Source organism: Streptomyces sp. NPDC048442, assembly GCF_040651475.1.
Taxonomy (GTDB): domain Bacteria; phylum Actinomycetota; class Actinomycetes; order Streptomycetales; family Streptomycetaceae; genus Streptomyces.
In genome coordinates this window covers 1-24,847 of record NZ_JBEZKB010000009.1, presented here as the reverse complement: position 1 = coordinate 24,847, position 24,847 = coordinate 1, and the positions used below count along the sequence as shown (strand labels likewise).

General features: G+C 70.3%; 18 protein-coding genes. 6 read left to right on the top strand and 12 right to left on the bottom strand.

Going from position 1 to position 24,847, the window contains the following annotated elements; all coding sequences use genetic code 11:
* Positions 1-45: 45 nt before the first annotated feature.
* From AB0D18_RS15935 to AB0D18_RS15925, 3 genes are all read right to left on the bottom strand, one after another.
* The gene (locus tag AB0D18_RS15935; protein WP_362417650.1) at positions 46-1,635 is read right to left on the bottom strand and encodes a DEAD/DEAH box helicase; all 1,590 of its coding nucleotides are present in this window, start codon (positions 1,633-1,635) and stop codon (positions 46-48) included.
* Positions 1,636-1,887: 252 nt separating this feature from the next.
* Positions 1,888-2,091 carry a cold-shock protein gene (locus tag AB0D18_RS15930; protein WP_185029111.1) on the bottom strand — a complete coding sequence of 68 codons (204 nt, stop codon included), beginning with the start codon at positions 2,089-2,091 and terminating at the stop codon, positions 1,888-1,890.
* A gap of 450 nt (positions 2,092-2,541) precedes the next feature.
* Positions 2,542-5,055, bottom strand: coding sequence for a D-alanyl-D-alanine carboxypeptidase (locus AB0D18_RS15925; protein ID WP_362417648.1), 2,514 nt, complete (start codon positions 5,053-5,055; stop codon positions 2,542-2,544).
* A 204-nt stretch (positions 5,056-5,259) separates the two neighbouring features.
* Here AB0D18_RS15925 and AB0D18_RS15920 point away from each other — a divergent pair, with 204 nt between their 5' ends.
* From AB0D18_RS15920 to AB0D18_RS15910, 3 genes are all read left to right on the top strand, one after another.
* On the top strand, positions 5,260-6,027 hold the full coding sequence (locus AB0D18_RS15920; protein WP_362417646.1) for a GPP34 family phosphoprotein: 768 nt from the start codon (positions 5,260-5,262) through the stop codon (positions 6,025-6,027).
* A gap of 367 nt (positions 6,028-6,394) precedes the next feature.
* A complete protein-coding gene (locus AB0D18_RS15915; RefSeq protein WP_362417643.1) occupies positions 6,395-7,255 on the top strand; it encodes a helix-turn-helix transcriptional regulator in 861 nt (286 codons plus the stop codon).
* Between the two features lie 286 nt (positions 7,256-7,541).
* Positions 7,542-7,751 (top strand): DUF397 domain-containing protein, encoded by a 210-nt coding sequence (locus AB0D18_RS15910; RefSeq protein WP_362417640.1) that lies wholly within the window; start codon positions 7,542-7,544, stop codon positions 7,749-7,751.
* A gap of 100 nt (positions 7,752-7,851) precedes the next feature.
* On the opposite strand, the gene AB0D18_RS15905 is transcribed toward AB0D18_RS15910, so the two are convergent.
* Positions 7,852-8,703, bottom strand: a complete 852-nt coding sequence (locus AB0D18_RS15905) for a hypothetical protein (protein WP_362417637.1) — start codon at positions 8,701-8,703, stop codon at positions 7,852-7,854.
* A gap of 81 nt (positions 8,704-8,784) precedes the next feature.
* On the opposite strand from AB0D18_RS15905, the gene AB0D18_RS15900 reads away from it, so the two are divergent.
* Positions 8,785-9,594, top strand: coding sequence for an SDR family oxidoreductase (locus AB0D18_RS15900; protein ID WP_362417634.1), 810 nt, complete (start codon positions 8,785-8,787; stop codon positions 9,592-9,594).
* Between the two features lie 183 nt (positions 9,595-9,777).
* On the opposite strand, the gene AB0D18_RS15895 is transcribed toward AB0D18_RS15900, so the two are convergent.
* From AB0D18_RS15895 to AB0D18_RS15875, 5 genes are all read right to left on the bottom strand, one after another.
* On the bottom strand, positions 9,778-10,947 hold the full coding sequence (locus AB0D18_RS15895) for an ADP-ribosylglycohydrolase family protein (protein WP_362417632.1): 1,170 nt from the start codon (positions 10,945-10,947) through the stop codon (positions 9,778-9,780).
* A gap of 112 nt (positions 10,948-11,059) precedes the next feature.
* Positions 11,060-12,514: an SPFH domain-containing protein gene (locus tag AB0D18_RS15890; protein ID WP_362417629.1), complete on the bottom strand. Its 1,455-nt coding sequence runs from the start codon at positions 12,512-12,514 to the stop codon at positions 11,060-11,062.
* 217 nt (positions 12,515-12,731) lie between these two features.
* The gene (locus AB0D18_RS15885; RefSeq protein ID WP_362417626.1) at positions 12,732-13,247 is read right to left on the bottom strand and encodes a hypothetical protein; all 516 of its coding nucleotides are present in this window, start codon (positions 13,245-13,247) and stop codon (positions 12,732-12,734) included.
* 202 nt (positions 13,248-13,449) lie between these two features.
* Positions 13,450-16,065: a bifunctional FO biosynthesis protein CofGH gene (locus AB0D18_RS15880; RefSeq protein ID WP_362417623.1), complete on the bottom strand. Its 2,616-nt coding sequence runs from the start codon at positions 16,063-16,065 to the stop codon at positions 13,450-13,452.
* Positions 16,066-16,420: 355 nt separating this feature from the next.
* A complete protein-coding gene (locus tag AB0D18_RS15875; RefSeq protein WP_362417620.1) occupies positions 16,421-17,248 on the bottom strand; it encodes an LLM class F420-dependent oxidoreductase in 828 nt (275 codons plus the stop codon).
* A 124-nt stretch (positions 17,249-17,372) separates the two neighbouring features.
* Between AB0D18_RS15875 and AB0D18_RS15870 the strand changes: the two genes are divergently transcribed.
* Both AB0D18_RS15870 and AB0D18_RS15865 read left to right on the top strand, forming a co-directional pair.
* Positions 17,373-17,732 (top strand): hypothetical protein, encoded by a 360-nt coding sequence (locus tag AB0D18_RS15870; protein WP_362417617.1) that lies wholly within the window; start codon positions 17,373-17,375, stop codon positions 17,730-17,732.
* A gap of 18 nt (positions 17,733-17,750) precedes the next feature.
* Positions 17,751-19,301 carry a CehA/McbA family metallohydrolase gene (locus AB0D18_RS15865; RefSeq protein ID WP_362417614.1) on the top strand — a complete coding sequence of 517 codons (1,551 nt, stop codon included), beginning with the start codon at positions 17,751-17,753 and terminating at the stop codon, positions 19,299-19,301.
* Positions 19,302-19,317: 16 nt separating this feature from the next.
* On the opposite strand, the gene AB0D18_RS15860 is transcribed toward AB0D18_RS15865, so the two are convergent.
* From AB0D18_RS15860 to AB0D18_RS15850, 3 genes are all read right to left on the bottom strand, one after another.
* Positions 19,318-20,910, bottom strand: a complete 1,593-nt coding sequence (locus AB0D18_RS15860; RefSeq protein ID WP_362417611.1) for an APC family permease — start codon at positions 20,908-20,910, stop codon at positions 19,318-19,320.
* Positions 20,911-21,262: 352 nt separating this feature from the next.
* Entirely contained in the window at positions 21,263-22,744 is a 1,482-nt protein-coding gene (locus AB0D18_RS15855; protein WP_362417608.1) for an aldehyde dehydrogenase family protein, read from the bottom strand.
* On the bottom strand, positions 22,741-24,489 hold the full coding sequence (locus AB0D18_RS15850; protein WP_362417605.1) for a D-aminoacylase: 1,749 nt from the start codon (positions 24,487-24,489) through the stop codon (positions 22,741-22,743). The genes AB0D18_RS15855 and AB0D18_RS15850 overlap by 4 nt, the downstream gene beginning before the upstream one ends.
* Positions 24,490-24,847 lie beyond the last annotated feature (358 nt).

Sequence of the window (24,847 nt, the reverse complement as noted above, 5' to 3'; positions counted from 1 at the left end):
CACGGCGGGCACGCCGGTGGGCTGCCCGCCGATGCGTCGGGTCGGTCAGGAGGCCCGGCGTACCGCCGCCGCCTTCCGGGCCGCGGCCATCTCGGCGCTCTCGCGGCGTCCGCGCGACGGGGCCGGGGAGCGGCGCGAGTGGGTCGGGCGGCCTCGGCCCTGGTCGGCGGAGCCGGTGGTGGAGGAGGTGGCGGTGCGGGTGCGTTCTCCGGAGGCCGGCCGGACCGGGACGCCGGACGGGGCCTGGGCGCCGGTGATCCGGCTCAGTTCGGCGTCGCCCGAACGTACGGCCGCGGTCTGCGGGTTGATGCCCGCCTCGCGCATCAGCCGGTGCATGTCCCGGCGCTGGCCGGGCGTGACCAGGGTGACGACCCGGCCGGACTCTCCCGCTCGGGCGGTACGGCCGCCGCGGTGCAGGTAGTCCTTGGGTTCGGTGGGGGGATCGACGTTGACGACGAGGTCGAGGTTGTCGATGTGGATGCCGCGGGCCGCGACGTTCGTGGCGACGAGGACGTTGATCTCGCCGTTCTTGAACCGGTCGAGCGTGCGCGTACGCAGCGGCTGCGACTTGCCTCCGTGCAGGGCCGCCGCGCGGACGCCCGCGTCCTGGAGGTCCTTGGTGAGCCGGTCCACGGCGTGCTTGGTGTCCAGGAACATCAGGACGCGGCCGTCGCGGGCCGCGATCTCGATGGTGGTGGCGTGCTTGTCCGCGCCGTGCACCTCCAGGACGTGGTGCTCCATGGTGGTGACCGCACCCGCGGACGGGTCGACGGAGTGGACGACCGGGTCGGACAGGAAGGTCCGCACCAGCTTGTCGACATTTCGGTCGAGGGTCGCGGAGAAGAGCATCGTCTGGCCGTCCTCCCTGACCTGCTGGAGGAGTTCGGTGACGTCGGGCATGAAGCCCATGTCGCCCATCTGGTCGGCCTCGTCGAGGACCGTGATCCTGACGTGGTCGAGCCGGCAGTCGCGGCGTTCGATCAGGTCCTTGAGGCGGCCGGGGGTGGCGACGACGACGTCCGAGCCGCGGCGGAGCGCGGAGGACTGGCGGCCGATCGACATGCCACCGACGACGGTGGCGACGCTGAGGTTCAGCACCTTGGCGTACGGGGTGAGCGCGTCCGTGACCTGCTGCGCGAGTTCACGCGTCGGTACGAGGACGAGCGCGAGCGGCAGCTTGGGCTGCGCCCGCCTGCCGTACGCGGCCGTACGGGTGAGCAGCGCCAGACCGAACGCGAGGGTCTTGCCCGAGCCGGTGCGGCCACGGCCGAGGACGTCGCGCCCGGCGAGTGCGTTGGGGAGGGTCGCGGCCTGGATCGGGAAGGGCTCGGTGACATCCTCCGCGACCAGTGCGCTCTGCACGGTGTCCGGCATGTCCAGCTCGGTGAAGGCCGTGACCGGGGGCAGGGCCGGGGTGACCGTGACCGGGAGGGCGAACTCGCCCTTCAGCGCCACGGGGCGGCGCGACCGGCCGCCACCGCTGCTGTTGTTGCTGCCGCCGGTGCGGTTGCCGCTGCTGTTGTTGCTGCCGTTGGTGCGGCTGCCGCTGCGGTTGCCATTGCCGGATCCGCCGCCGGATTTCTTTCCGGCGCTGGTGTCACGATTTCCGCCGAAGCGGGCATAGTTCGTACTCACAGGGAGTCCTCTCGATACCGGCACGTATCGAGGAAATCCCGACACCATCAGTGGAGCCGTATTTCAAGAACGAGCCGAATTAGATTAAAAACAAAAAGTAGGTCCGGCTCGTTTAAACAACGAACGGACCTGTTTCATTCCCGGTCGCGCGCCCGGGGCCCACGCGCAAAAACGGGCTGGGACCTGCACCCTAGGTGCAGGTCCCAGCCGCGCTTGTCACCGCTGATCAGGCACGAAGCCGGTGATCAGTGATTAGGCGGGGGTGATGTTCTCCGCCTGCGGGCCCTTCTGGCCCTGCGTGACGTCGAAGTTCACCTTCTGGCCTTCCTGGAGCTCACGGAAGCCAGAGGTGGCGATGTTCGAGTAGTGGGCGAAGACGTCGGCGCCGCCGCCGTCCTGCTCAATGAAGCCGAAGCCCTTTTCCGAGTTGAACCACTTCACGGTGCCAGTAGCCATGTCAAATCTCCTTCGGGGTAAAAACCCGGGGAACACACACTGTGCGTGTCCCACGTCGCGCGATGATGACCCCGTCCGGGAGAAAAGCACCGGAAATACAAAAGAAAAGTGCGCCCACCGGAGACGAATGTGACGAATCCGAGGAGAGCACTTGTAAGTCTTTTCGGGAACCACAACTGCAACTACGAATAACCGTAGCATGCCGCGAGCATTTCGGCACGGCGAGTAGGCGAAGTATTCGAGACCGCGATCTCGTGGCGCAGCGCGGGGACCGAATGTACCCACGTGATCAGGGCGGTAACCGTCCTCGGCACGACGAGTTCGCCGGTGGCACGACGAGTTCGCCGGCGAGCCGGACGGGCCGAAGGCTCCTGCGTCTTCGGCCCGTCCGGCGTTGCGGTCCGGCCGTCGGCCGACCCGTATCAGCCCACCCGTATCAGCCCACCCGCGTCAGCCCACCCGTGTCAGCTTCGCGCCGAAGCCCGGTTCGGCCAGGTCCGACTTGAGCGCCACCGGCGCCGAGACCTTCCCGGGGCCCGTACCGGCGGTCACCTCGCCGACCACGTCCCCCGCCTTCCCGGTGTGCGGCACCGTCTTGCCCGCCGCCGCGCCGATCGCCAGGTTCACCTTGAGGCCCGGCCAGCCCACCGCCTTGAGGTCCTTCGTCGCGACGACTTGAGTACGTCCGCCGAGCCCGTCGTCCACGTACCCGACAACATCGCCCTTCTTGATCACCGTCGCCGAGGTCACGACCTCCTGCGCCTTCTGGATCAGCTTCAGGCTGTTGTCGATCGACGTCTGGAGCTTGTCGATGAGCTTCGTGCCGGTGTGCTGGTTCATCACCGCACCGATGATCCGGCGCTCCTTGCCGTCGACGACGGTGTTCGCCGTGAACAGCAGGTTGCCGCCCGCCGGGGTGGTCGAGCCGGTCTTGATGCCGCTCACGCCCGGCTTCAGCAGGATGTTGTTGTTGTTGTAGATCTTGCCGGGGAGGCCGGGGATCTCCACCTCCGGCATGTTGACGATCTCGCGGAAGATGTCGTTCGCCATGACGGCCTTGCCCAGCTTGATCTGGTCGACCGGGGTGCTCACGGTGCCCTTGTCGAAGCCGCTGGAGTCGGTGTACGTCGAGTTGGTCATGCCGAGGTCCTTGGCGGCGGCGTTCATCTTCTTGACGAACTCCTCCTCCGACTTGGCGTCCCAACGGCCCAGCAGCCGCGCCACGTTGTTGCCGGACGGGATCATCAGCATCTGGAGCATCTGGCGCAGCGTGTACTCCTGGCCCTTCTTGACCTGCGCCGTCGACTCGTCGCCCTTGCCCGCGTCGTCCTCGCCCTGCTGGTCCACCGTGATCTTCGGGCCGTTCTCCTTGCCCGTGATCGGGTGGTCCTTGAGGATCACGTACGCCGTCATGGCCTTCGCCATGCTCGCGATCGGCGCGGGCTTCTGGGCGCCCTCGGTGCCCATGCTGCCGACGCCCTCGACCTCGATCGCGGACTGGCCCTCGCCGGGCCACGGCATATCGGTCCTGCCGCCCTCGAAGGTGTACGAGGGCGTCGCGCTCAGCGCCAGCTGCGTGTCCGGCAGCGGGCGCACGAACTGCACCACCGCGAAGACGACCACCAGCAGCAGGACCAGCGGCGTCCAGATCTTGAACCGGCGCACGGTCGTCCGTACCGGCGTCTCCGGCGGGGCGGGCTTGTTCGTCAGCTCGGCGAGCAGGTCGAGCGGCGGCTTCGGCGGCAGCGGCTGCTGCTTGGTCCGCTCGGCCTCGGGGAGGCCGGAAGCCGCGGGTGCGGCAGGCGGCGGCCCTGCGGCCCACGAGGGCCGGCCCTGCGGCTCGGGCTGGGCGCCGGGCTGGGCGCCGGGCTGGGCCCCGGTCTGGCCGGGCTTCCTGGGCGGCCCTGACGGCCGTACGGCATCAGGCTTCAGCGGTACGAAGGTGCTGGTCCGCTCGGTGTCCGACTCGGGCCGGCCCGTCTTGGAACCCTTGGGGCCCTTGGAACCCTTGGGGCCGGTCGGCTCCTTGGGCGGCAGCTTCAGCATCGCCGTCGGCTGGTCGGACTGCGGCGCCGAACGCGGCATCGTCCTGAAGACGGCGGTGGCCTGATCCACGCCCTTGCCGTCGTCGGCGTCGTCGGAGTCATCGGAGACGTCGGCGTCGCTGGAGTCGTCCGCGTCGTCGGACTCGCTGGGCTTGTCGGACTCGCTGGGCTTGTCGGCGGCCGCTTCGGAGGCGTCGTCGGCGGACTTGTCAGGGGCCGTTACGTCCTCCGCAGTTGCGGCAGCAGCCGACTTGGCGCCTTCATCGTCGGCGACGGGCTTGTCGTCGTCGGAAACGGGCTCGTCGTCCGGGCCGGACTCGTCGCCATCAGCGTCGGCAGTGGCCTCGTCAGCAGCGGCGGCGGAACGGTCCTGCTCGCCACCGTCGACGTCCGCATCCGCAGCCGCGTCACCCGGACCAGCGGCCGGCTCGGGGTCGGTGTCGTTGTCGGTGTCGTTATCGGCACCGTTTGCATCCGTATCCGTATCCGCGTCCGCGTCGGGCTCTTCCGCCGTCGCCACCCAGGCGGCCACCGCCGCACGCAGCCGTGAGTCTTCCGCCACCGGGGCGTCATCGGACGCCTCTTCCGGCTCGGACTCGTGCTCCGGGTCGTGCTCCGACTCCGGTTCCTCGGACGCGGATTCCGCATCCGTATCCGCGTCCGTATCGGCGTCCGCAGCCGATTCGTGCATGACCTCTTCGGAGTCGGCGCTCTCTTGCGCCGACTCCGAATCCGACCCCGACTCCGACCCCGACTCCGACTCCGACTCCGACTCCAACTCAGGTTCCGGCTCCGCGACCGACGCCGCCGTCTCCGGCGTCCTCTCGCGGAACACCGCGAGACGGGGATCGCGTTCGCTGTCAGCCGTCTCCCCCGACGACTTCCGCTGCTCCGACTTGCCGGGGGACTCGCCCGCCACCGATGCCTCCTCAACGCAAAAAGGTCGTAGCGGGGGACTCCCCCGCCTGTCCGATCCATGGACCAGTGTCCCGCTACGGGACCCGCACCCACGTGCTAGACGAGAACGACATACCTACTGGTTCCCGTACGAAGCACCCAGGCACCCTCGACAGATGAATGTGAGAGGGGTCACCCTGTCATTCATCCACGCGGGGAGGCATGGATGGGCAGGAGCCGCAGAACAATTCCGGAGGAGCTTCTGTTGCTCGCTCTGGACCCGGCAACGGGTACCACAGCGCAGCCGCAGTCGCTCGACCTCGGCCTGGCCGGGGCACAGCTAGTGGAGCTGGCTCTGGCAGGACGGATAGCCCCTGACGGGGATCGTATCGCCGTGGTGATGCCACGGCCGACCGGAGATCCGACACTGGACTCCGCACTGGAACTGCTGCGCCGACGCGGCAGCCCGGTTCGGGCGGTCCACTGGATTGGTGGGCCCCGACTGGGGCTGCGCCAGATCTATCTCGCGCACCTGGAGCGGTGCGGCATGGTGCATGCCGTATCGGGTCAGATGTGCGGGGTACTGCCGACGACTCGCTATCAGGCGACGGACACGGCAATCAGCCGGGACATCCGTGCCCGGCTGGACAGTGCGATCCGCACCGGCGTACCGCCGGACCCGCGGACCGCGGCGCTCGCCGCGCTGGCCCACGCAGTCGGGCTCGGCAAGCACCTGTATCCCGGCAACGAGGGCCGGTCGTCCAGGTCTCGTCTCAGGGACCTGATTCGGCACGACCCCATGGGCGGACTCGTGGCGCACGCCGTGATGGACGTCCAGAACGGTGTGGCAGCTCAGCCGCGCCGTGCAGCACCCGGCCCATCCGCAGCTCCGGGCACCCCGGGCGGCGGCGGTGGCGGGGTACGTCAGACCGCATCGGCATCGGTGTCCGTGCAGCCGCACCGCGGCAGCATGGCCCGTGCCGCAGCGCACTGACCCAACGAGGAACCGGCACGACCAGCACAGCCAGCAGGACCCGCAGCACCAGCAGGACCAGCAGGACCAGCACGAGTGAGCCGCCGCACCGACGTCCCCAAAGACCCGGTTCGGGAGCCGCACCATCGCGCGGGGCAGTGGACCGGCCGTCCGGACGAGGGCCGGGCCACCGCCCCGCGCGTCACTCGTGTCCCCAGTTGCTCGTACTCCTCGTACTCCTCGTACGTCCTCACGACAGCGACCGCGCCCGTACGGATGCGTACCCGTCGCACCACCCTGTGTTGTCATTCGCCAGCGCGGCCGGGCCAGTTGGTGGCAGTCTGCTGAAAAGTAGATAAGCGCAGCACGCAGCCGGAGGTGCAGTTCCGTGGCGTCCCCCAACATCAATCCCACCGTCAGGCGACGCCGACTGGGGCAGGAGTTGCGTCGGCTCCGCGAGACCAAGGGCCTCACCGCCGAGGGTGTGGCCGAAAAGCTCCTGGTCTCGCAGTCCAAGATCAGCCGGCTGGAGAACGGCCGCCGCAGCATCAGTCCGCGTGACGTCCGAGACCTGTGCGGGGTGTACGAGGTGGAGGATCCCCGGGTCGTCGAGTCGCTGATGCAAATGGCCAAGGACTCGCGCCAGCAGGGCTGGTGGCACGCCTTCGGCGACATCCCGTACAGCGTGTACATCGGCCTGGAGACCGACGCCGAGAGCCTGCGCGTGTACGAACCGCAGGTCGTGCCCGGCCTGCTGCAGACCCCGCAGTACGCGGAGGCGGTCATCTCCGGCGCCCTGCCCGAGAGCACTCCCGAGGAGTGGGCGAAGCGCGTCGGCGTCAGGCTGCGCCGGCAGGAACGAATCACCACCGCCCCCGCGGCGCTGCGGCTGTGGGCGGTGGTCGACGAGGCGGCGCTGCGCCGGATGGTCGGCGACCGGCACCTGATGCTGGCGCAGCTGGAGCACCTCCAGGCGCTGGCCCGGCTGCCCCATGTGACGGTGCAGGTGCTGCCGTTCAAGGCGGGCGCGCACACGGGCCTCAGCGGGCACTACGCGATCCTGGAGTTCCCGGAGACGACCGACTCCAGTGTGGTCTACATCGAGGGCGTGACGAGCGACCTCTACCTGGAGAAGACCGCCGACGTGCAGAAGTACACGGTGATGTACGAGCACCTGCGGGCGAAGGCGCTGAGCGCGGAGGAGTCGCAGGAGTACATCGACGACATCGCGAAAGGCTACGCGACCTAGGCCTGGATCCAGATCGCGAAGGGCTACGCGGCCCAGGCCTGGATCCAGCTCTGAGCCTCGACCTGTCGAACGGCGGCCGGGCGCGGCCCCGGGGGCCTCGCCCCTCCTGGGGTCGCGCACAGTACACCGTCCCGCTGGAGCAGTGGAAGACCCACCGGTATATGCCATCCGGTCGAGTGAACGGCCCCTGTGGGCAGGGGAGTTCCGGCGTAGCGTCGATCACGCCAAGCAAGACCGGTTGGCACCTCACAGTGAACGACGAACGACTGGTGGAGGCTGAACGAACATGGCAATTCTCAAGGGCGCGACGGCCGAGTGGACGAAGTCCTCGTATTCCGGTGGCAACGGGGCATGCGTGGAGGTGAAGTCGCCTGCGGTTCAGGCCATTGACGTACGGGACTCCAAGGCTCCCGAGGGCCCTTCGATCTCCTTCTCCCCCGGTGTGTGGACGTCGTTCATCTCGGAGGTCGGCCAGGGATCCCTCGACCGCGGCTAAGCCCCACGCAGCACCGCGCCGAGCACGACGCATGTGAGCCCTCTCGACTGGTCCGCCGTCCTGGCCGAGGGGGCTCCTCGCTTGTCATATTCCGCTCGGCTTACCTGAGTTGGTCGACGTACCGGTCCGTCCCCACGACCGTCGGTACGAACGGTGCCACCAGTTCCACCCGCCCGAGCCCCGCCCCGGCGACCGCCTCCCCGAGCCCTCCGAAGCGCTCCTCCCACCGCTCGCGCGGGTCCTCCTCCAGGAACCACAGCAGGGTCAGCCGGGTGTCGACGCCCTCGACCTGCTTGACGTACGTCATCCGGTCCCCGGGCAGCGGCGTCGGCCGGAAGACGGTGACCATGGCAGTGGCCGAACCCTTCAGCCGCTCAGGCAGATGCTCGTCGCGCAGCCACTCCAGCAACTCCCGCCGCTGTTCGGCGCTTTGGGTGTCGATCACCTCCAGTACGAGTCCCTTGTACGGGTGGTCGAGGGCGTGGAAGTCGCGCGGCCCCGACGCCCCGTCCCGGTAGACCGTCGCCTCATGGTCCTGGAAGGCGGTGAAGACGTGGGTGCGGGCCTGGTGGACGCGGTCGTCTCGGTTGAGGCGCTTATTGATCGCGACGGTCCACTTCATGTGCTCGTCGTAGCGGCCCTCGGTGATCCAGTACGTGGTGAGGTAGCACCCGGCGGTGACGGGGTCGGCGACCGCCGACTCGGCCGGTCGGCGCAGGAGTTGGAGGTCGCGGGTGGCGACCCAGCGGCGCCCCGCGTACATCCAGGGCATCGCCATCGCGCCCGCCATGAAGTGGTCGTCCTCGTACCAGCGGTTGTACGCGTACTCCTGGCCAGGGTGCGGCTCGACCATGGTGATCAGTGCGTGGCCGGGTCGCACCCCGTACGGGCCGACGGCCGCCAGCTCCGCGTACGTCTCGCTGTGCGTCTCGCTTTGGGTCTCCTCGCTCATTCCCTGCCCCTTCCAAGTGGCCTGTGACAGACCTACTCTGACGGTCCGTCAGACAATGGGCCAGAGTGCGGAGGCAACCAGGTGCGTAGCGAACACAGCGACCACAGCGGTCTCGTCGGGGGGAAGACCGTCGTCGTGTCCGGCGTCGGTGCGGGGCTCGGTCACCAGGTCGCCGCCGCCGTGGTCCGCGACGGCGGCAACGCGGTGCTCGGCGCCCGCACCGAGGCCAATCTCGCCAAATCCGCCGCCGAGATCGACCCGGACGGCGAGCGCACGGCCTGGCTGCCCACCGACATCACCGACGAACGCAGCTGCGCCCGCCTCGCCGCCCATGCCGTGAAGCGCTTCGGCCGGATCGACGCGGTCGTCCATGTCGCCGCGTACGACACCAGCTTCGGCGGTCTGGAGTCCGCGGACTTCGCCGAATGGCAGCGGGTCCTGGACGTGAATCTGCTGGGCACCCTGCGGATGACCCGGGCCTGCCTGCCCGCCCTGAAGGAGCGCGGCGGCTCGGTCGTGATCATCGGGACCCAGTCGGCGGTGGCCGCTCCCAGCGAGGTGGAGCAGGCGGCGTACGCGGCTTCGAAGGGGGCACTAACCTCGGCCTCGTACTCCCTCGCCCGTGAGCTGGGACCGCACCGGATCAGGGTCAACACGGTCCTGCCGGGTTGGATGTGGGGTCCGCCGGTGCAGGGGTACGTGGCGTACGCGGCGAGGTCCGAGGGGGTGCCGGAGGCGGAGGTCCGGGACCGGCTGACGGCCAGGATGGCACTGCCGGAGCTGGCGACGGACGGGGATGTCGCGGATGCGGTGGTCTTCTTTGCTTCGGATCGGGCGCGGGCGATTACTGGGCAGCAGTTGTTGGTGAATGCGGGGGAGCTGATGCGGTGAGGGGCAGGCATGTAGGGGCGCGGAGGGGGCGTGCTCCGCGTGGGGGCCGCCCCCTTGCCCACCCGTCCCGCCCCCGGGGGGCGGCCCCGCTGCCCAAGGCGGCTGACGATAGGGGCGCGGGGAACTGCGCGGCCGGCCACGACGCACCCGTGCGACGACCACCGCACCACCGGCCCGCAGGGGTCAGGACCGGGGGTAGCGGGTCAGCCAGCCCGGTGCGCTGGCCGTGGGGCCGTGCAGGGCGGGGCCCTGGGTCATTTCCATGGCGAAGTCGTCGGCAAGCTGGAGGACGGTGGGCCGGCCCTCCAGTTCGGCGAGCCACCCCGGCGGCAGCGCCGTCTCGCCGTGCATCGCACCCAGCAGCGCCCCGCACAGTGCGCCGGTGGTGGCGGACGCTCCGCCGTGGTTGACCGCGAGCCGCAGCCCGTGCCTGACGTCCTCGCCGACGAGCGCGCAGTACACGGCGACCGCGAGGACCCCCTCGGGGGTCCGCCCGTCCCCGAGGGCCTCCACCCGCTCGGGAGCCGGCATGCCCTGCCGTACGCCGCCGAGCGCGGCCTGGAGCGCGTCGGTCACGGGCTGGTGGCCGGGGCGGGCGGCGAGCTGGGCCAGTGCCCGCTGCACCGAACCGTCGAGGCTCTCCCCCCTGGCCAGCCCGTGCACGACGACGGCGAGCGCGCCCGAGGCGAGGCAGGAGGAGGGGTGGCCGTGGGTCTGGGCCGCGCACTCGACGGCGAGCTGGAAGACGAGCTGCGGTTCCCAGCCGACCAGCAGCCCGAACGGGGCGGAGCGCACGACGGCCCCCGGGTCGGTGGCGTCCGGGTTCCTGGGGTGGTCGAGGGTGCCCATGCCGGGGTCGGCGAGGCCGGTGAGGCTGGCCCTGCTGGGCGACCTCCTGGTGTACAGCCACTCCTCGCGGGCCAGCCAGCCGTCCTCGGTGCGGCGTTCGTCGGGGCCCCAGTCGTGCTGGGTGGCGGCCCACCGCAGATAGGCGCGGTGCACGTCGGTGGGCGGGTGCCAGGCGCCGGTGTCCCGGCGGACCTGGGCGCGTATCAGACCGTCGACGGTGAACAGGGTGAGCTGGGTGGCGGCGGTGACCGCCCCTCGTCCGGCCCCGTGTCCGGCTCCGTACGTGCTGCCGGGCGCGGCGGGCGGCACGGGCAGCAGGTCGAGGACTCCGGCGGGCCCGTGGGCCTCCCGTATCGCCGCGAGCGGGAGGGCGTCGACGGCGGCACCGAGGGTGTCGCCGATCGCTCCTCCCAGCAGGGCGCCGCGCACCCGGCTGCGGAAGTCCTGCTGCTCGGTGCGGCCCCAGACACCGGTCGCGGCGGCGGTGGCGGCTGTACTGCTCATGGCGCGACACAGTAACTGATCGGCTTGCGGCATTTCAGGTTCAGAAAAGCCGCAAGCCGGTCAGTTACGTGCAGTTGGGTCGATCGGATCGGATTGGGCCGACCGGATCGGATCAGTCGCTGATCGGGATCTGGCCGTTCGCCGGAACGGGCTGCTCCGGGATCTCGGCGGACTCGGCGGACTTGGCGGACTTGGCCGCGCCCTTCTGCGCGATCCCCTTCAGCAGGGCGGTCAGGTCGACTCCCGTGGTGGAGCTGAGGAGCTCCATGCCCTGGGCGACGTTGTCGGTGACCGTGCGGGAGAGCTGGGACGCCCCGTCCGTGGAGATCACCGTCAGCTTGTCGATGGCGCTGAGCGGCTCGGCCGCCTTGGCGACGACCTGCGGCAGTGCCTCGACCAGCATCTGGATGACGGCCGCGTCCCCGTACTGGGCGAACGCGTCGGCCTTCTTCCGCATGGCCTCGGCCTCCGCCGAACCCTTCGCGGCGATCGCGGCGGCCTCGGACTCGCCCTCGATCCGTACGGCCGCCGCGAGCGCGGCACGGTGCAGCTTCTCGCCCTCACCGGTGAGCCGGGAGCGCTCGGCGTCCGCCTCGGCCTCCTTGACCTGGCTGATCCTGCGCGCCTCGGCCTCCTGCTCGGCCTGGTAGCGGGCGGCGTCGGCGGGCTTGCGGACCTTGGTGTCGAGCTCGCGGTCGGTCAGGGCGGCCTGCCGCTGGGCGACCTTCTCCTGCTCGGAGAGGACCTCCTGCTGACGCGCCGCTTCGGCGAGCGGACCGGCCGCGTTGGCCTTGGCCGCCGCGGCTTCCGTTTCGACGCGGATCTCGGCCTGCTTGAGGTAGAAGGTCCGCTCCGCGATGGCGACTTCCTCCGCCGCCTTCAGCCGGGCCTGCTCGGAGGCCCGCTTGGAGATGGCCTCGGCGATGTCGGCCTCCTGGCGGGCGCGGGCGGCCTCGGGCCGGCCCAGGTCCTCCAGGTAGGAGCCCTCGGTGGTGATGTCGTGGATCTGGAACGCGTCCAGGACCAGGCCCTGCCCGGACAGGCTGGCCTCGGCCTCCTCGGCGACCTGACCGGCGAACGCGGCCCGGTCCCGGATGATGTCCTCGACCGACATCCGGCCGACGATGGCGCGCAGTGCGCCGGACAGCACTTCCTGGGTGAAGCCGACGATGGAACCCTGCTGGCGCAGGAAGCGCTGCGCGGCGGCCCGGATGGCGTCCTCGTTGCCGCCGACCTTGACGATGGCGACGCCTTCGAGGTTGGCCTTCACGCCGCGCAGGGTGACCGCACCGCGCACGGCGATCGGAATCTGCCGGCTGGAGAGGTCGAGCGTGGACTTCTGCTGGACGAACGGGACGACGAAGACGCCGCCGCCGACCACGACCTTCTGGCCGCTGTTGTCGGTACTGATCCGGCCGGTGACCGGGTCGGTGGACTTCTTGCCGCGCCGCCCGGTGATGATGAACGCCTCGCTGGGCCCCGCGACCTTGTAGCGCGAGACGACGACGAGGGCGAGCAGGACGAGGAGTACGACGACTCCGACGACGGCGATGACAACTGGACTCATGGGCGTTCCCCCGATGTGGGTGCTGTGGTGCGTAAGAAGCGTGTGGGGCGCGGGAGCCGTACGGGCTCGGGGCAGGACGGGGCGTGCGGGAAGTGCGGGACGTGCGGGACCTCAGGGCGAGGCGTTCAGCGTGCGGCGCTCAGAGTGCTGCGTACTGCGTGCGGTGCTCAGAGTGCTGCGTGCGGCGTGCTGCGTGCTGCGTGCTTGCGTGCCGGACTCAGCGCTCAACGGGGCGTACGGCGAGCGAAGTCGAGGTCAGGCTCGCCTCGACCCACACGTCCGCACCCCGCGCCACCGGTATCGCGCTCTTCGCCGCGTACTTCACCGGCTGTCCGCCGAGGTAGACCAGCACTTCTCCGTACCCCTCGGCGGGGATGGCCGTGACCACCGATCCCGAGGTCCCTACGAGGTCCTCGCCGCGCGGTGTCGCGTCCGTCTGGTCCCGCATGAGTACACGCGTGAACCTCCAGGTCAGCCAGGATGCGACGAGCCCGGCGACGATGCCCACCCCCGTGGCGGCACCGGCGCCGAGCCCGGTCGTGCCGAGCGTGATCGCCCCGCCGAAGCCGAGCATCGCCGTGAATCCGGCGACGACCGGCAGCGAGAGCAACCCGTCGAACAGCCCCTCCAGCGCGGAGAATCCGCCGAAAAGGCCCTCCAGCAGTCCGTCGAAGATCAGCGCGAAGAGCAGCAGCACCAGTCCCGCGATGCCGAGACCGAGAAACAAGGTCATGCCTGCCCCTTCCCCCGTGAACGCCGATCCGTTGACTTCGCTGACTTGTCTGAACCTTCGCACACGGCACTGACATTCGACATTGCCTGGTCCCGGCAGCCTTTACGCGTTCTTAATGCCGTACGGGCAACGGGCCCCCGGAAGTGGCAAAGGGCGCCACCGCACCAGCGACGACGCCCCTCCCCACCCCTTCGGTTCCGGCTCAGTCCCCCAACACCGGGAGCAGTTCCGGAAGGTGGCCGTCCGAGGCGTGGGCGGCAGCCACCCGCTCCTCGGACACCTCTCCGTACAGCGTCGTACGCGGCCGCGAGGGCCGTCCGGCGGCGTCCGCGATGGCGATCAGGTCCTGGATGGAGCGGTACGAGCCGTAACTCGATCCGGCCATCCGGGAGATGGTCTCCTCCATCAGCGTGCCGCCGAGGTCGTTCGCCCCCGAGCGCAGCATCTCCGCCGCACCCTCGGCGCCCAGCTTCACCCAGCTGGTCTGGATGTTGGTGATGTGCGGGTGGAGGAGGAGGCGGGCCATGGCGGTGACGGCCCGGTTGTCGCGGACGGTCGGGCCCGGCCGGGCGATGCCCGCCAGGTACACCGGCGCGTTCGTGTGGATGAAGGGCAGCGTCACGAACTCCGTGAAGCCGCCCGTCTCCTGCTGGAGCCGCGCGAGCGTCCGCAGGTGCCCGAGCCAGTGCCGGGGCTGGTCCACGTGTCCGTACATCATCGTGGACGACGACCGCAGCCCCACCTCGTGGGCCGTCTTGATGACCTCGATCCACTCGGCGGTCGGCAGCTTCCCCTTGGTGAGGATCCACCGCACCTCGTCGTCGAGGATCTCGGCGGCCGTCCCGGGAATCGAGCCGAGTCCCGCTTCCTTGGCGGCGGTCAGCCATTCACGGAACGAAAGCCCCGTCCTGGTGGCCCCGTTGACGACCTCCATCGGCGAGAAGGCGTGCACATGCATGTCCGGTACGCGCTCGCGCACCGCCCGTGCGATGTCGAAGTACGCCGTGCCGGGCAGGTCCGGGTGGATGCCGCCCTGCATGCATACCTCGACCGCGCCCACGTCCCACGCCTGTGCGGCGCGGTCGGCGACCTGGTCGAGGGAGAGGGTGTACGCGTCGGCGTCCGTGCGGCGCTGGGCGAAGGCGCAGAAGCGGCAGCCGGTGTAACAGACGTTGGTGAAGTTGATGTTCCTGGTGACGATGTACGTGACGTCGTCGCCGACCACGTCGCGCCGCAGGGTGTCCGCGATCCGGCACAGTTCGTCGAGTGCGGGCCCGTCCGCATGCAGCAGTGTCAGTGCCTGGGCGTCCGTCAGTTTGGTGGGGTCGTCGGCGGCCTGGGACAGCGCGGCCTTGACCTCGCCGTCGATCCGGCTGATGTCGCCGTTCATCCGGGACGGCACCATGCCGGGCGCGGCCGCCTCGCGCAGCGCCTCCCAGTCTCCGTACACCGCGTCGAAGTCGTTGCGCCGGTCGCCGGTGCGGCCCTCGGTGTCGATGGTGTGGTGCAGGTCGGTGCGCCCGCTCGCGGTGAACGCCTCGTCCGGCTCCTGCCAGGGCAGGCCCTGCGGCTTCACGTCCTCCCTCGCCATCCCCGTCTCCGGGTCCGCCAGCGCGGAGACGTGCGGGATCAGCCGGGGGTCGAGCCAGGGCTCGCCGCGCTGGATGAACTCAGGATAGATGGTGAGGCGCTCGCGGAGCGCGAAGCCCGACTCCCGTGTCCTGTCGGCCAGTTGGTCGATGTGCGGCCAGGGGCGCTCGGGGTTCACATGGTCTGGCGTCAGCGGCGACACCCCGCCCCAGTCGTCGATGCCCGCGCCGATGATCAGTGCGTACTCGTCGTCGACGAGGTTCGGCGGCGCCTGGATGCGGGCGTTCGGCCCGAGGATGTGGCGGGCGACGGCGATGGTCGCGGCCAGCTCCTCCAGCTCGGCGTCGGGCATCTTGCCCATCGCGGTGTCGGGCTTGGCCCGGAAGTTCTGGACGATGACTTCCTGGATGCCGTGGTACGCCCGTGCCGTCTTGCGCAGCGCGAAGAGGGAGTCGGCGCGCTCCTCGTAGTTCTCGCCGATGCCGATGAGGATGCCGGTGGTGAAGGGGACGTTGGACCGTCCCGCGTCCTCCAGCGCGCGCAGCCGTACAGCGGGCTCCTTGTCGGGCGAACCGTGGTGCGGGCCGCCGGGCTCGCTCCACAACCGGGTCGCCGTGGTCTCCAGCATCATGCCCATCGAGGGCGCGACGGGCTTGAGCCGCTGGAGCTCGGTCCACGTCATGACCCCGGGGTTGAGGTGGGGCAGCAGCCCCGTCTCCTCCAGCACGCGGATCGCCATGGCCCGTACGTACGCGAGGGTGTCGTCGTACCCCTCGGCCTCCAGCCACTCACGCGCCTCGGGCCAGCGGTCCTCGGGCCGGTCGCCGAGCGTGAACAGGGCTTCCTTGCAGCCCATTTCCGCCCCGGCGCGGGCGATCTCCAGCACCTCGTCGGGCGACAGGAACATGCCGTGGCCGGCCCGGCGCAGCTTGCCGGGGACGGTGACGAAGGTGCAGTAGTGGCATTTGTCCCGGCAGAGCCGGGTCAGCGGGATGAAAACCTTCTTCGAGTACGTGATGACGCCGGGCCGCCCGACGGCCTCAAGTCCCGCGTCCCGTACGCGTGCTGCGGAGGCGCACAGATCGGTGAGGTTCGCGCCGCGTGCCTGGAGGAGAACGGCGGCCTCGGTGACGTCGAGGGCGACGCCGTCACGGGCACGTTTGAGGGCACGCCGCATCGCGTTGTCCGTGGGACCTTGACTGGTGGGCTGCGCTGCGGAGCTGGTCATCTTTTGAGGATACGTTCGCCCTCCGAACCCCGTCCGCCCCCTGCCCCTGGCCGCCTGGCCACCTGGGGCAGCGGGGCGGTCATCGTGCGGGTGCGTCGTGGCTGGTCGCGCAGTTCCCCGCGCCCCTAAATGCCTGCCCCTTAGCCCCCAGCCCCCTCGGGCCCCTCGGGCCCCTCGGGCCCCTCGGGCGGCTGACGCCGCCGTCCCCTAGCCCTCTTGGGCAGCGGGGCCGCCCCCCGGGGGCGGGACGGGTGGGCAAGGGGGCGGCCCCCACGCGGAGCACGCGCCTCGCCCCAGCCCACGCTCGGTGGGAGTGAGCCGCAGGGGTGGCGGCGGAGCGGTGGTCGAGCGGGGCTCAGAGGAATTCTGCGTACGTGTCCAGCGTGCGCAGGACTTCGGACTCTCCCGCCGGCGGCAGTTGCAGTACCACTTCTTCGATGCCCAGGCCCTCATAGTGCTCCAACTTGCCGGGGCTCGGCAGGACCGCGTACGGCACCACGTGCAGGTGCTTCGGGTCGCGGCCGGCCGTCTCCCACACCTCCCGCAGCACCGGGATCGACTCCCCCAGCCCGCGTCCGCCGATCGGCAGCCAGCCGTCCGCGTACGCAGCGATGTCCGCGAAGAGCTTCGGTCCTGCCGCCCCGCCGACCAGGATGCGCGGTGCGCCGCCGCCCGGCTTCGGGTGTGCCTCGCTGGCACGTACCGAGCCGAATTCGCCTTCGTACGAGGTGGGTTCGTCGCTCCACAGCGCGCGCATGAGTCCCACCCTGTCCCGCCCGAGCTCCCGCCTCGTACGCCACTCCACTCCGTGGTCGGCGGCCTCCTCCTTGTTCCAGCCGAAGCCGAGTCCCAGGGTGAACCGTCCGCCCGACAGGTGGTCGAGCGTGGCGATCTGCTTCGCCAGGTCGATCGGGTCGTGCTGTGCGATCAGCGTGATCCCGGTCCCGAGTCCGAGCCGCTGTGTCACCGCCGACGCCTGCCCCAGCGCGACGAAGGGGTCGAGGGTCCGCCCGTACTCGCGCGGCAGCTCCCCGCCCGCCGGGTACGCGCTCTCCCGTCCGACCGGAATGTGCGTGTGCTCGGGCAGGTACAGCCCGGCGAAGCCGCGCTGCTCCAGCTCCTGCGCGAGCCGTACCGGCGTGATCGTCTCGTCGGTCAGGAAAATCGTGGCCGCGATCCGCATGCAAACTCCTCCGTCGGAAACCGTCGGGAACCTGGTAGCCGCCTCACGCTACGGCGTAGCGTGCCGAAAGCCGAGGGTCCGCGAGGACCCGGTCACACACGGGGAAGGCCGCACCACCATGCGCATGAGCACCAGGGTCACCACAGCATTCCTGCTTACGGGCACGCTTCTGTTCGGAGTTCCCGCCCTGTCGCTGTCCTCGGCGGCGGCAGCATCTCGTACGACGATGACGTCCACGGCGGTGTCGACGTCCACGGCGGGCACTACGACGCAGGCGGCCGGGGCGGACACGACACAGGCGCAGACGCAGACGCAGGCTCAGACGCTCGCATCCGCCACCGACTCCAAGCCCAAGAAGAAGAAAAAGAAGAAGAAGTCGAAGGGGATCGGCCTGATCATCGGCCTCGTGATCGGGGCGATCGTGCTGGTCCTCCTGATCCTCGTCATCCTCTATCTGGTGCGCCGCAACCGCCGCGCCACCTGAGTCGGCCACTCTCCGCCCATGACTGGAGCGCAGGAACCGACCGGCCCGCTCGGCCCGACCACCAGACGCGCCTTGTTCACGGCGGGGGCGGCCGCCGCCCTCACCCTCACCTCGGTGAGCTTCGCGCGAGCCGCGGGCGCGGACGGGGACGCGGGCGGGGACGCGGGCGGGGACGGGGACAGCGCGGGGGACAGTTCGCTGACCCGTACCGTCCGCGGCACGCTCCCGCCCGGCGCCCCCGACTTCGTACACCTACCGCTCGAAGTGCCGCCCGGAATACGGCAGTTGCACGTCTCGTACGCCTACGAACGCCCGCCCGCTCCTCCCGGCACCCTCGGCAACGCCCTCGACATCGGCATCTTCGACGAGCGCGGCACCGCTCTCGGCGGCCGTGGTTTCCGGGGGTGGTCGGGCGGCGCCCGCAGCGAGTTCTTCCTGCGCGGCGACGACGCGACCCCGGGCTATCTGCCGGGCCCGGTCCGCCCCGGCACCTGGCACATCGCGCTGGCCCCGTACACGGTGGCCCCGCAGGGACTCCCGTACGAGGTGAAGATCACGCTCACCCCCGGGCCGACCGCGCCCACACCCCGCCCGGTGTATCCGCCCACCCGTGCGGCGGGCCGGGGGCGGGCCTGGTACCGGGGCGACTGCCACCTGCACTCCGTCCACTCGGACGGCAGACGCACCCCGGCGGAGATCGCCGCCCTCGCCCGCAGGGCCGGCCTGGACTTCATCACCACGACCGAGCACAACACGCCGTCCTCGCACGCCCATTGGGAGGGCCTGTGGGGCGACGACCTGCTGATCCTCACCGGCGAGGAGCTCACCACCCGCAACGGTCACGTGCTGGCCCTGGGCACGAAGCCCGGCACCCACACCGACTGGCGCTACCGGGCCGGGGACAACCGGTTCGGCCGGTTCGCCCGGGAGATCCGCCGGGCGGGCGGCCTGGTGGTCCCGGCGCATCCGCACGCCAACTGCCTCGGCTGCGGCTGGCAGTTCGGGTTCGCGGAGGCGGACGCGGTGGAGGTGTGGAACGGTCCGTACACCCCGGACGACGAGGTGTCCCTCCAGGCCTGGGACAAGTCCCTTGTCCAGCCGGGAGGTTGGATCCCGGCGATGGGCAACAGCGACGCCCACCGCGACCCCGACCGGATCGGCCATCCGCAGACCGTGGTGCTGGCCGACGCTCTGTCCCGCGAGGCGATCCTCGCCGGAATCCGGGCCGGCCGCTCCTACGTGGCGGAGTCCTCCGCCGTCTCCCTCGACCTCACCGCCGCGGACTCGCGGGGCCGTACCGCCACCTTGGGCGGCCGGCTCACCGCCCCGGCGGGTTCCCCGGTGACGGTGCGCCTGAAGGTCTCGGGCGCCGCCCCCGACTGCACGACGCACCTCGTCACCGATCAGGGCACCGTACGCAGCGGGCCCGCCACCGGCGTCGAGTGGTCGACCACCCCCTCGTACGCCGCCTACGTCCGTGCGGAGGTCCGCCGCCCGCCGACCGTCCCCGGGCTCCCCGGCCCGCCGGCCGCCTTCACCAACCCGGTGTTCCTGCGGACGGCCGCCTAGACCGCACCGGACTGCATCAGTCCTCGACCACCAGCACCGGGGTGTCCTTCGTCAGTACCTCGCCCCGGAAGAACGCCGGGCTGCGCCGCTGCATCACCAGCATGATCACGAAGCCGACCAGCAGCAGCCCGACCCCGATCACGAACACCGAGCCGACGCCGAAGACGGACGAGCCGCTGCCGTACGCCGGGTCCCACATGTCGTACAGCGTCTTCGCGAAGACGGCGGCCAGCAGGACACCGCCCAGGACCGGGAAGATCCCCTTGAAGAAGGCGTCGCGCACCGACCGTGTCAGCTCGCGCCGGAAGTACCAGGTGCAGGCGAACGACGTGATCGCGTAGTAGAAGCAGATCATGAGGCCGAGCGCGTAGATCGTGTCGACCAGGACGTGCTCGCTGACCAGGGTCATCACCGTGTAGAACACGCCTGTCGCCACGCCCGCCATGACCGTCGCGCGGCCGGGGCTCTTGAAGCGCGGGTGGACGGCGGCGTACGAGGCGGGCAGGGCCTCGTACGCGGCCATCGCGAGCACGGTCCTGGCGACCGGGATGAACGTGGTCTGGAGGCTCGCGGTCGCGGAGGCCAGGACGGCGACGAAGAGCAGGATGCCGAGGACGGGGCCCATGACGGGCCCTGCGAGGGCGGCGAAGACGTTGTCGGAGGTGTCGGGGTTGCCGAGACCGAGCCCCTTCTCCCCGGACCCGACGGCCATCTGTGCGGCGACGGCGGTGGCCAGGTAGGAGCCGACCAGGACGACCATCGCGATCAGGGCGGCCCGGCCGGGCGTCTTCTCGCTGCCGGTGGTCTCCTCGTTGGCGGTCAGGCAGGCGTCCCAGCCCCAGTACATGAAGATCGACAGGGAGAGCCCGGCCGTGAAGGCGGCGAAGGAGCCCACCGAGAACGGGTTGAACCAGGACCAGGAGAAGTCGATGCCGCCGGCGAACTCGGGGGCGGCGCTGCCCGCCTTGCTGAACGCCATCACGACGAACAGCACGAGGACGGCGAGCTGGAGGCCGACAAGGGCGTACTGCACGCCCTTGGTGGCGGTCATCCCCCGGTAGCTGACCAGCGTCGCCAGGGCGATCAGGGCGAGGCAGGTGAGGATGTGGACGGGTTTGTTGTCGGCGAGCTGGGCGACCTTGTCGCTGCCGGTGAGCTCACCCGCCAGGAGCCAGAAGTACGAGGTGGCGACGCCCGCCAGGTTGGACAGCACGATGATCGTGGCGACCACCAGGCCCCAGCCGCACATCCAGCCCAGCCGGGGGCCGAACGCCTTCACGGTCCAGGTGAAGGAGGTGCCGCAGTCCGGCATGACCTTGTTGAGCTCCCGGTAGGCGAAGGCCACCAGGAGCATCGGCAGGAACCCGGCGAGGAAGATCGCGGGCATCTGGAGGCCGACCTCGCCGGCGGTGGAGCCGAGGGTGGAGGTCAGACAGTAGACGGGGGCGACGGTGGAGATGCCGATGACGGCGCTGCCGAAGAGGCCGACGGAGTTGCCGCCGAGACCTTTGCTGCGTACGCCGTCGCCTGCCGGCTGCTGGAGAGCTGCCCCCTTGGGGACGCCCCTTACCGGGTCTCCGGCCTGCGGCTTCGTTTCCACCTGAGTCATGAACAGGACGTTAAGTCCTGCGGTTTCCACATCCGGAGGCTGAAAGTCCGTTACAAGATCCTTGAGTTGAAGGGGACAAACCCCTCAACGATCAAGGATCTCCAGGTGAATGCAGAGCGTACGCCTTGCGAATACCGGCAAAGGCGAGCTCTCTCCACTATGCGAAAACCGCAGGTCCGTCCATTTTGTCCTAGTTCTAAATTTTCCCGCCCTTCCCTCACCCGTCTCGGCGGAGGCCTCACCCGTCTCGGTGGAGGGCGCCTCGACCTCACCCGTCTCGGTGGAGGGCGCCTCGACCTCACCCGTCTCGGTGGAGGGCGCCTCGACCTCACCCGTCTCGGCGGAGGGCGCCTCACCCCGGCCAGACCACCGCCTGCACCTCGCTGTACGCGTGCAGTGCGTACGAGCCGACGTCGCGCCCCACCCCACTGCGCTTGAAGCCGCCGAAGGGTGCCTCCATGTTGCGGCCGATGGTGTTGATGCCGACGCCACCGGCGCGGAGCCTGCGGGCGACGCGGAAGGCGCGGGCGACGTCGCTCGACCAGACGTAGTCGAGCAGCCCGTAGTCGCTGTCGTTGGCGAGCGCGACGCCCTCTTCCTCGTCGTCGAAGGGGACGACCACCACCACAGGACCGAAGATCTCCTCGCGGACGATCCGCATGTCGCGGGTGCAGTCGGCGAAGAGGGTGGGGGCGGCGTAGAACCCCCGCTCGACGTCCGGGCGCACTCCCCCGGCCACCAGCCTCGCCCCCTCCTTCTTCCCCAGCTCGACGTACGACTCGACGCGGTCGCGGTGCGCGGCGGAGATGAGGGGGCCGACGACGGTGCCGGGCAGGGTCGGATCGCCGACCTTCAAGTACCCGATATAAGCGACGAGCTTCTCCAACAAGGCCTCGTACACACCCCGTTGGACGACGACACGGGTCGGCGCGGTACAGATCTGCCCGCTGTAGAAGGAGAACGTCGTCCCGATCCCCCTCACCGCCGAGTCCAGGTCCGCGTCGTCGAAGACGAGCGCCGCACCCTTCCCGCCCAGCTCCATCAGCTGCCGCTTCATGCCCCGCCCGCAGACTTCCGCGATGCGCTGCCCGACCTGCGTACTGCCGGTGAAGCTGACCATGTCGACGGACGGGGAGTCGACGGCCGCCTCGCCCACCCCCACCGCCACACCATTCACGACATTGACGACCCCGGGCGGAATACCCGCCTCCACCAGCGCGTCCGCCATCCGGAAGACCGACAGCGGGTCCTGCGGCGCGGGCTTCACGACGACCGTGTTCCCCATGGCCAGGGCGGGTGCGATCTTGCCGGCCGGGTTGGCCCAGGGGTTGTTGTACGAGGTGATGCAGGTGACGACGCCGACGGGCTGGCGCACTTCGAGCGCCCCGAAGACGCCCGCCTTCCCCATCGGCCCGGCCTCGTTGATCTGCGGGGGGATACCGGTCTCGGTCGGCTCCATCGCCCCCTTCGCGTACCGCCGGAAGCGCGCCTCGCCGACGGCGACCTGCATGCCACGCGCGGTGCCGGTGGTGGCACCGGTCTCGGCCTGGGCGAGCTGTGCGTACGGGGCGGACTCCCGCCGGATGATGTCGGCCGCCCGGTCGAGGACGGCGGCCCGCTCCTCCGGTTTCGTACGGGACCAGGAGGCGAAGGCGTCGCGGGCGGCGTCGGTGGCGGCCCGTACTTGACCGGGGGTGGCTTCGGGTGCGAGGCCGACGACTTCTTCGGTGGCGGGGTTGATCACCTCGTAGTGCCCGCCGGCGGGCTCAACCCACTCCCCCCCGATCAACAGCCGCTGTTCTCGGCTGACTTGGTGGCTCACTTGGCTGCTCACTTGGTGGCCACCGTCCTGGTGTCGCGCCCGGAGCGCAGGACGGTCCCGGGTACCGCGCCCGTCACCTGGTCGTCGCGGATCGTCTCCACGCCGTTGACCCGTACGCTCACGATTCCGATCGCCTTGGAGTCGAGCCGCGGGCTGTCCCCCGGCAGGTCGTGCACGAGGGTGGCGGGCCCGGCGGCGATACGCTCCGGGTCGAAGAGCACCAGGTCGGCGTGGAACCCTTCCTCGATACGCCCCCGCTCCCGCAGCCCGAAGAGCTGGGCGGGGTCGTCGGTCAGCATCTTCACGGCCTGTTCCATGGGCATCAGCTTCCGCCCGCGCAGGCAGTCGCCGAGGAAGCGGGTGGTGTACGGGGCGCCGCACATGCGGTCCAGATGGGCCCCGGCGTCGGAGCCGCCCAGCATGACGTCCTCGTGCTCCCAGGTCTCGCGGCGCAGCGCCCACGAGGCGGGGTCGTTGTCCGTGGGCATGGGCCAGAGCACGGTCCGCAGCTCGTCCTTCGCGCAGATCTCGACGAGACAGTGGAAGGGGTCCTGACCACGCTCGGCCGCGATGTCGTTGACGACACGGCCGCTCACACCCGCCCGCTGGTTCTCGTCGCTGTACGTGTCGCCGATGACGTACCGCCCGAAGTCGGCGAGCCGCCGGAACACCCCGGCCTCCTTGGAATCCGCACGGCGCAGCATCTCGGCGCGTACGTCCGGATCACGGAGCTTCGCGATCCGCTCGGGCACGGGAAGGGACAGCACATCCCCCCACCCCGGGATCAGATTGAGTGCGCAGAAGGTGCCCAGCGACATGTTCATGGGGGTGAGGATCGGCATCGTCAGAGCGACGATGCGGCCACCCGCCTTGCGGGCACGCTCGCTGGGTATGAGCTGGCGGGGCACGCGCTCGGGAACGGCGGCGTCGATGGTCAGAACATTCCAGTTGAGCGGCCGCCCCGCGACCGCGCTCATCTCTACGAGCAGCTCGATCTCGTCGTCCTCGAACTGGTCGAGACACCCGGCGACGATGGCCTCGATCTGGGTGCCCTCGTGCTCTCCCACCGCTTTGCTGAGCGCGAGCAGTTCCGCCGGACGGGCATGCCGCGAAGCGACAGGCCTACCGTCGCCGTCAGAGTGCGTGGAGGACTGGGTGGTAGAAAACCCCCAAGCTCCAGCCTCCATCGCCTCCTTCAACAGCCGGACAATCTCGGTGAGTTCGGCGGCAGTGGGCTGCCGGTCGGTCACGGCGTCCGCGCCCATCACGTACCGGCGCAGCGCGCAATGCCCCACCATGAAACCGGCGTTGACCGCGATCCGCCCCTCCAGCGCGTCCAGATACTCGGCGAACGACGACCACGACCACTCCACCCCCTCTTCGAGCGCGGCCAGCGCCATGCCCTCGACCTTGGACATCATGCGGCGCGTGTAGTCGGCGTCCTCGGGCCGGTCGGGATGCAGCGGGGCAAGGGTGAACCCGCAGTTGCCGCCCGCGACGGTGGTCACGCCGTGATTGAGGGAGGGGGTGGCGTACGGGTCCCAGAAGAGCTGGGCGTCGTAGTGGGTGTGGGGGTCGACGAACCCGGGCGCAAGAACGAGCCCGGTGGCGTCCTCCTCACTACGGGCCCGCTCCTGAAGGGCACCGGGGTCGGCGACGACAGCGATACGCCCGTCCCGGATGCCGACGTCGGCAATCCGGGAGGGACCACCGGTCCCGTCCACGAGGATCGCGTTGCGGATGAGGTGGTCGAGCATGGGGGTCCTTTCGGGGGGTTGGGGGGGGCGGGGGGCACCTGTAGCCCGGTCCGGCAGACATCTTCGGCCCGGTCTGGGCATCTCCAGCCTGGTTCAGCCACTCCAGCCCGTCCGGCGTTTGAGGACGCACGGCGCAGCCGTGCACCGGGCGCAGCCCGGAACACCCGCCCCCACCGGCCCCGCGGCGAGCGGTTTAGGTGAAGGGGTGGGGAGGGGCCGCCTCCGCGAAGCGGCCCACGGGCCCGCACGGGGTGCGGGGGCGGAGCGGGTGCGGTCGCGGAGGGGGCGTGCTCTGCGTGGGGGCCGCCCCCTTGCCCACCCGTCCCGCCCCCGGGGGGCGGCCCCGCTGCCCAAGGAG

Coding starts and splice junctions, on each gene's coding strand:
- AB0D18_RS15930 (WP_185029111.1), bottom strand. CDS start 2,091: ATGGCTACTGGCACCGTGAAGTGGTTCAACTCGGAAAAGGGCTTCGGC.
- AB0D18_RS15890 (WP_362417629.1), bottom strand. CDS start 12,514: ATGAGTCCAGTTGTCATCGCCGTCGTCGGAGTCGTCGTACTCCTCGTC.
- AB0D18_RS15865 (WP_362417614.1), top strand. CDS start 17,751: ATGACTGGAGCGCAGGAACCGACCGGCCCGCTCGGCCCGACCACCAGA.
- AB0D18_RS15875 (WP_362417620.1), bottom strand. CDS start 17,248: ATGCGGATCGCGGCCACGATTTTCCTGACCGACGAGACGATCACGCCG.
- AB0D18_RS15850 (WP_362417605.1), bottom strand. CDS start 24,489: ATGCTCGACCACCTCATCCGCAACGCGATCCTCGTGGACGGGACCGGT.
- AB0D18_RS15860 (WP_362417611.1), bottom strand. CDS start 20,910: ATGACTCAGGTGGAAACGAAGCCGCAGGCCGGAGACCCGGTAAGGGGC.
- AB0D18_RS15910 (WP_362417640.1), top strand. CDS start 7,542: ATGGCAATTCTCAAGGGCGCGACGGCCGAGTGGACGAAGTCCTCGTAT.
- AB0D18_RS15920 (WP_362417646.1), top strand. CDS start 5,260: ATGGGCAGGAGCCGCAGAACAATTCCGGAGGAGCTTCTGTTGCTCGCT.
- AB0D18_RS15880 (WP_362417623.1), bottom strand. CDS start 16,065: ATGACCAGCTCCGCAGCGCAGCCCACCAGTCAAGGTCCCACGGACAAC.
- AB0D18_RS15905 (WP_362417637.1), bottom strand. CDS start 8,703: ATGAGCGAGGAGACCCAAAGCGAGACGCACAGCGAGACGTACGCGGAG.
- AB0D18_RS15885 (WP_362417626.1), bottom strand. CDS start 13,247: ATGACCTTGTTTCTCGGTCTCGGCATCGCGGGACTGGTGCTGCTGCTC.
- AB0D18_RS15870 (WP_362417617.1), top strand. CDS start 17,373: ATGAGCACCAGGGTCACCACAGCATTCCTGCTTACGGGCACGCTTCTG.
- AB0D18_RS15895 (WP_362417632.1), bottom strand. CDS start 10,947: ATGAGCAGTACAGCCGCCACCGCCGCCGCGACCGGTGTCTGGGGCCGC.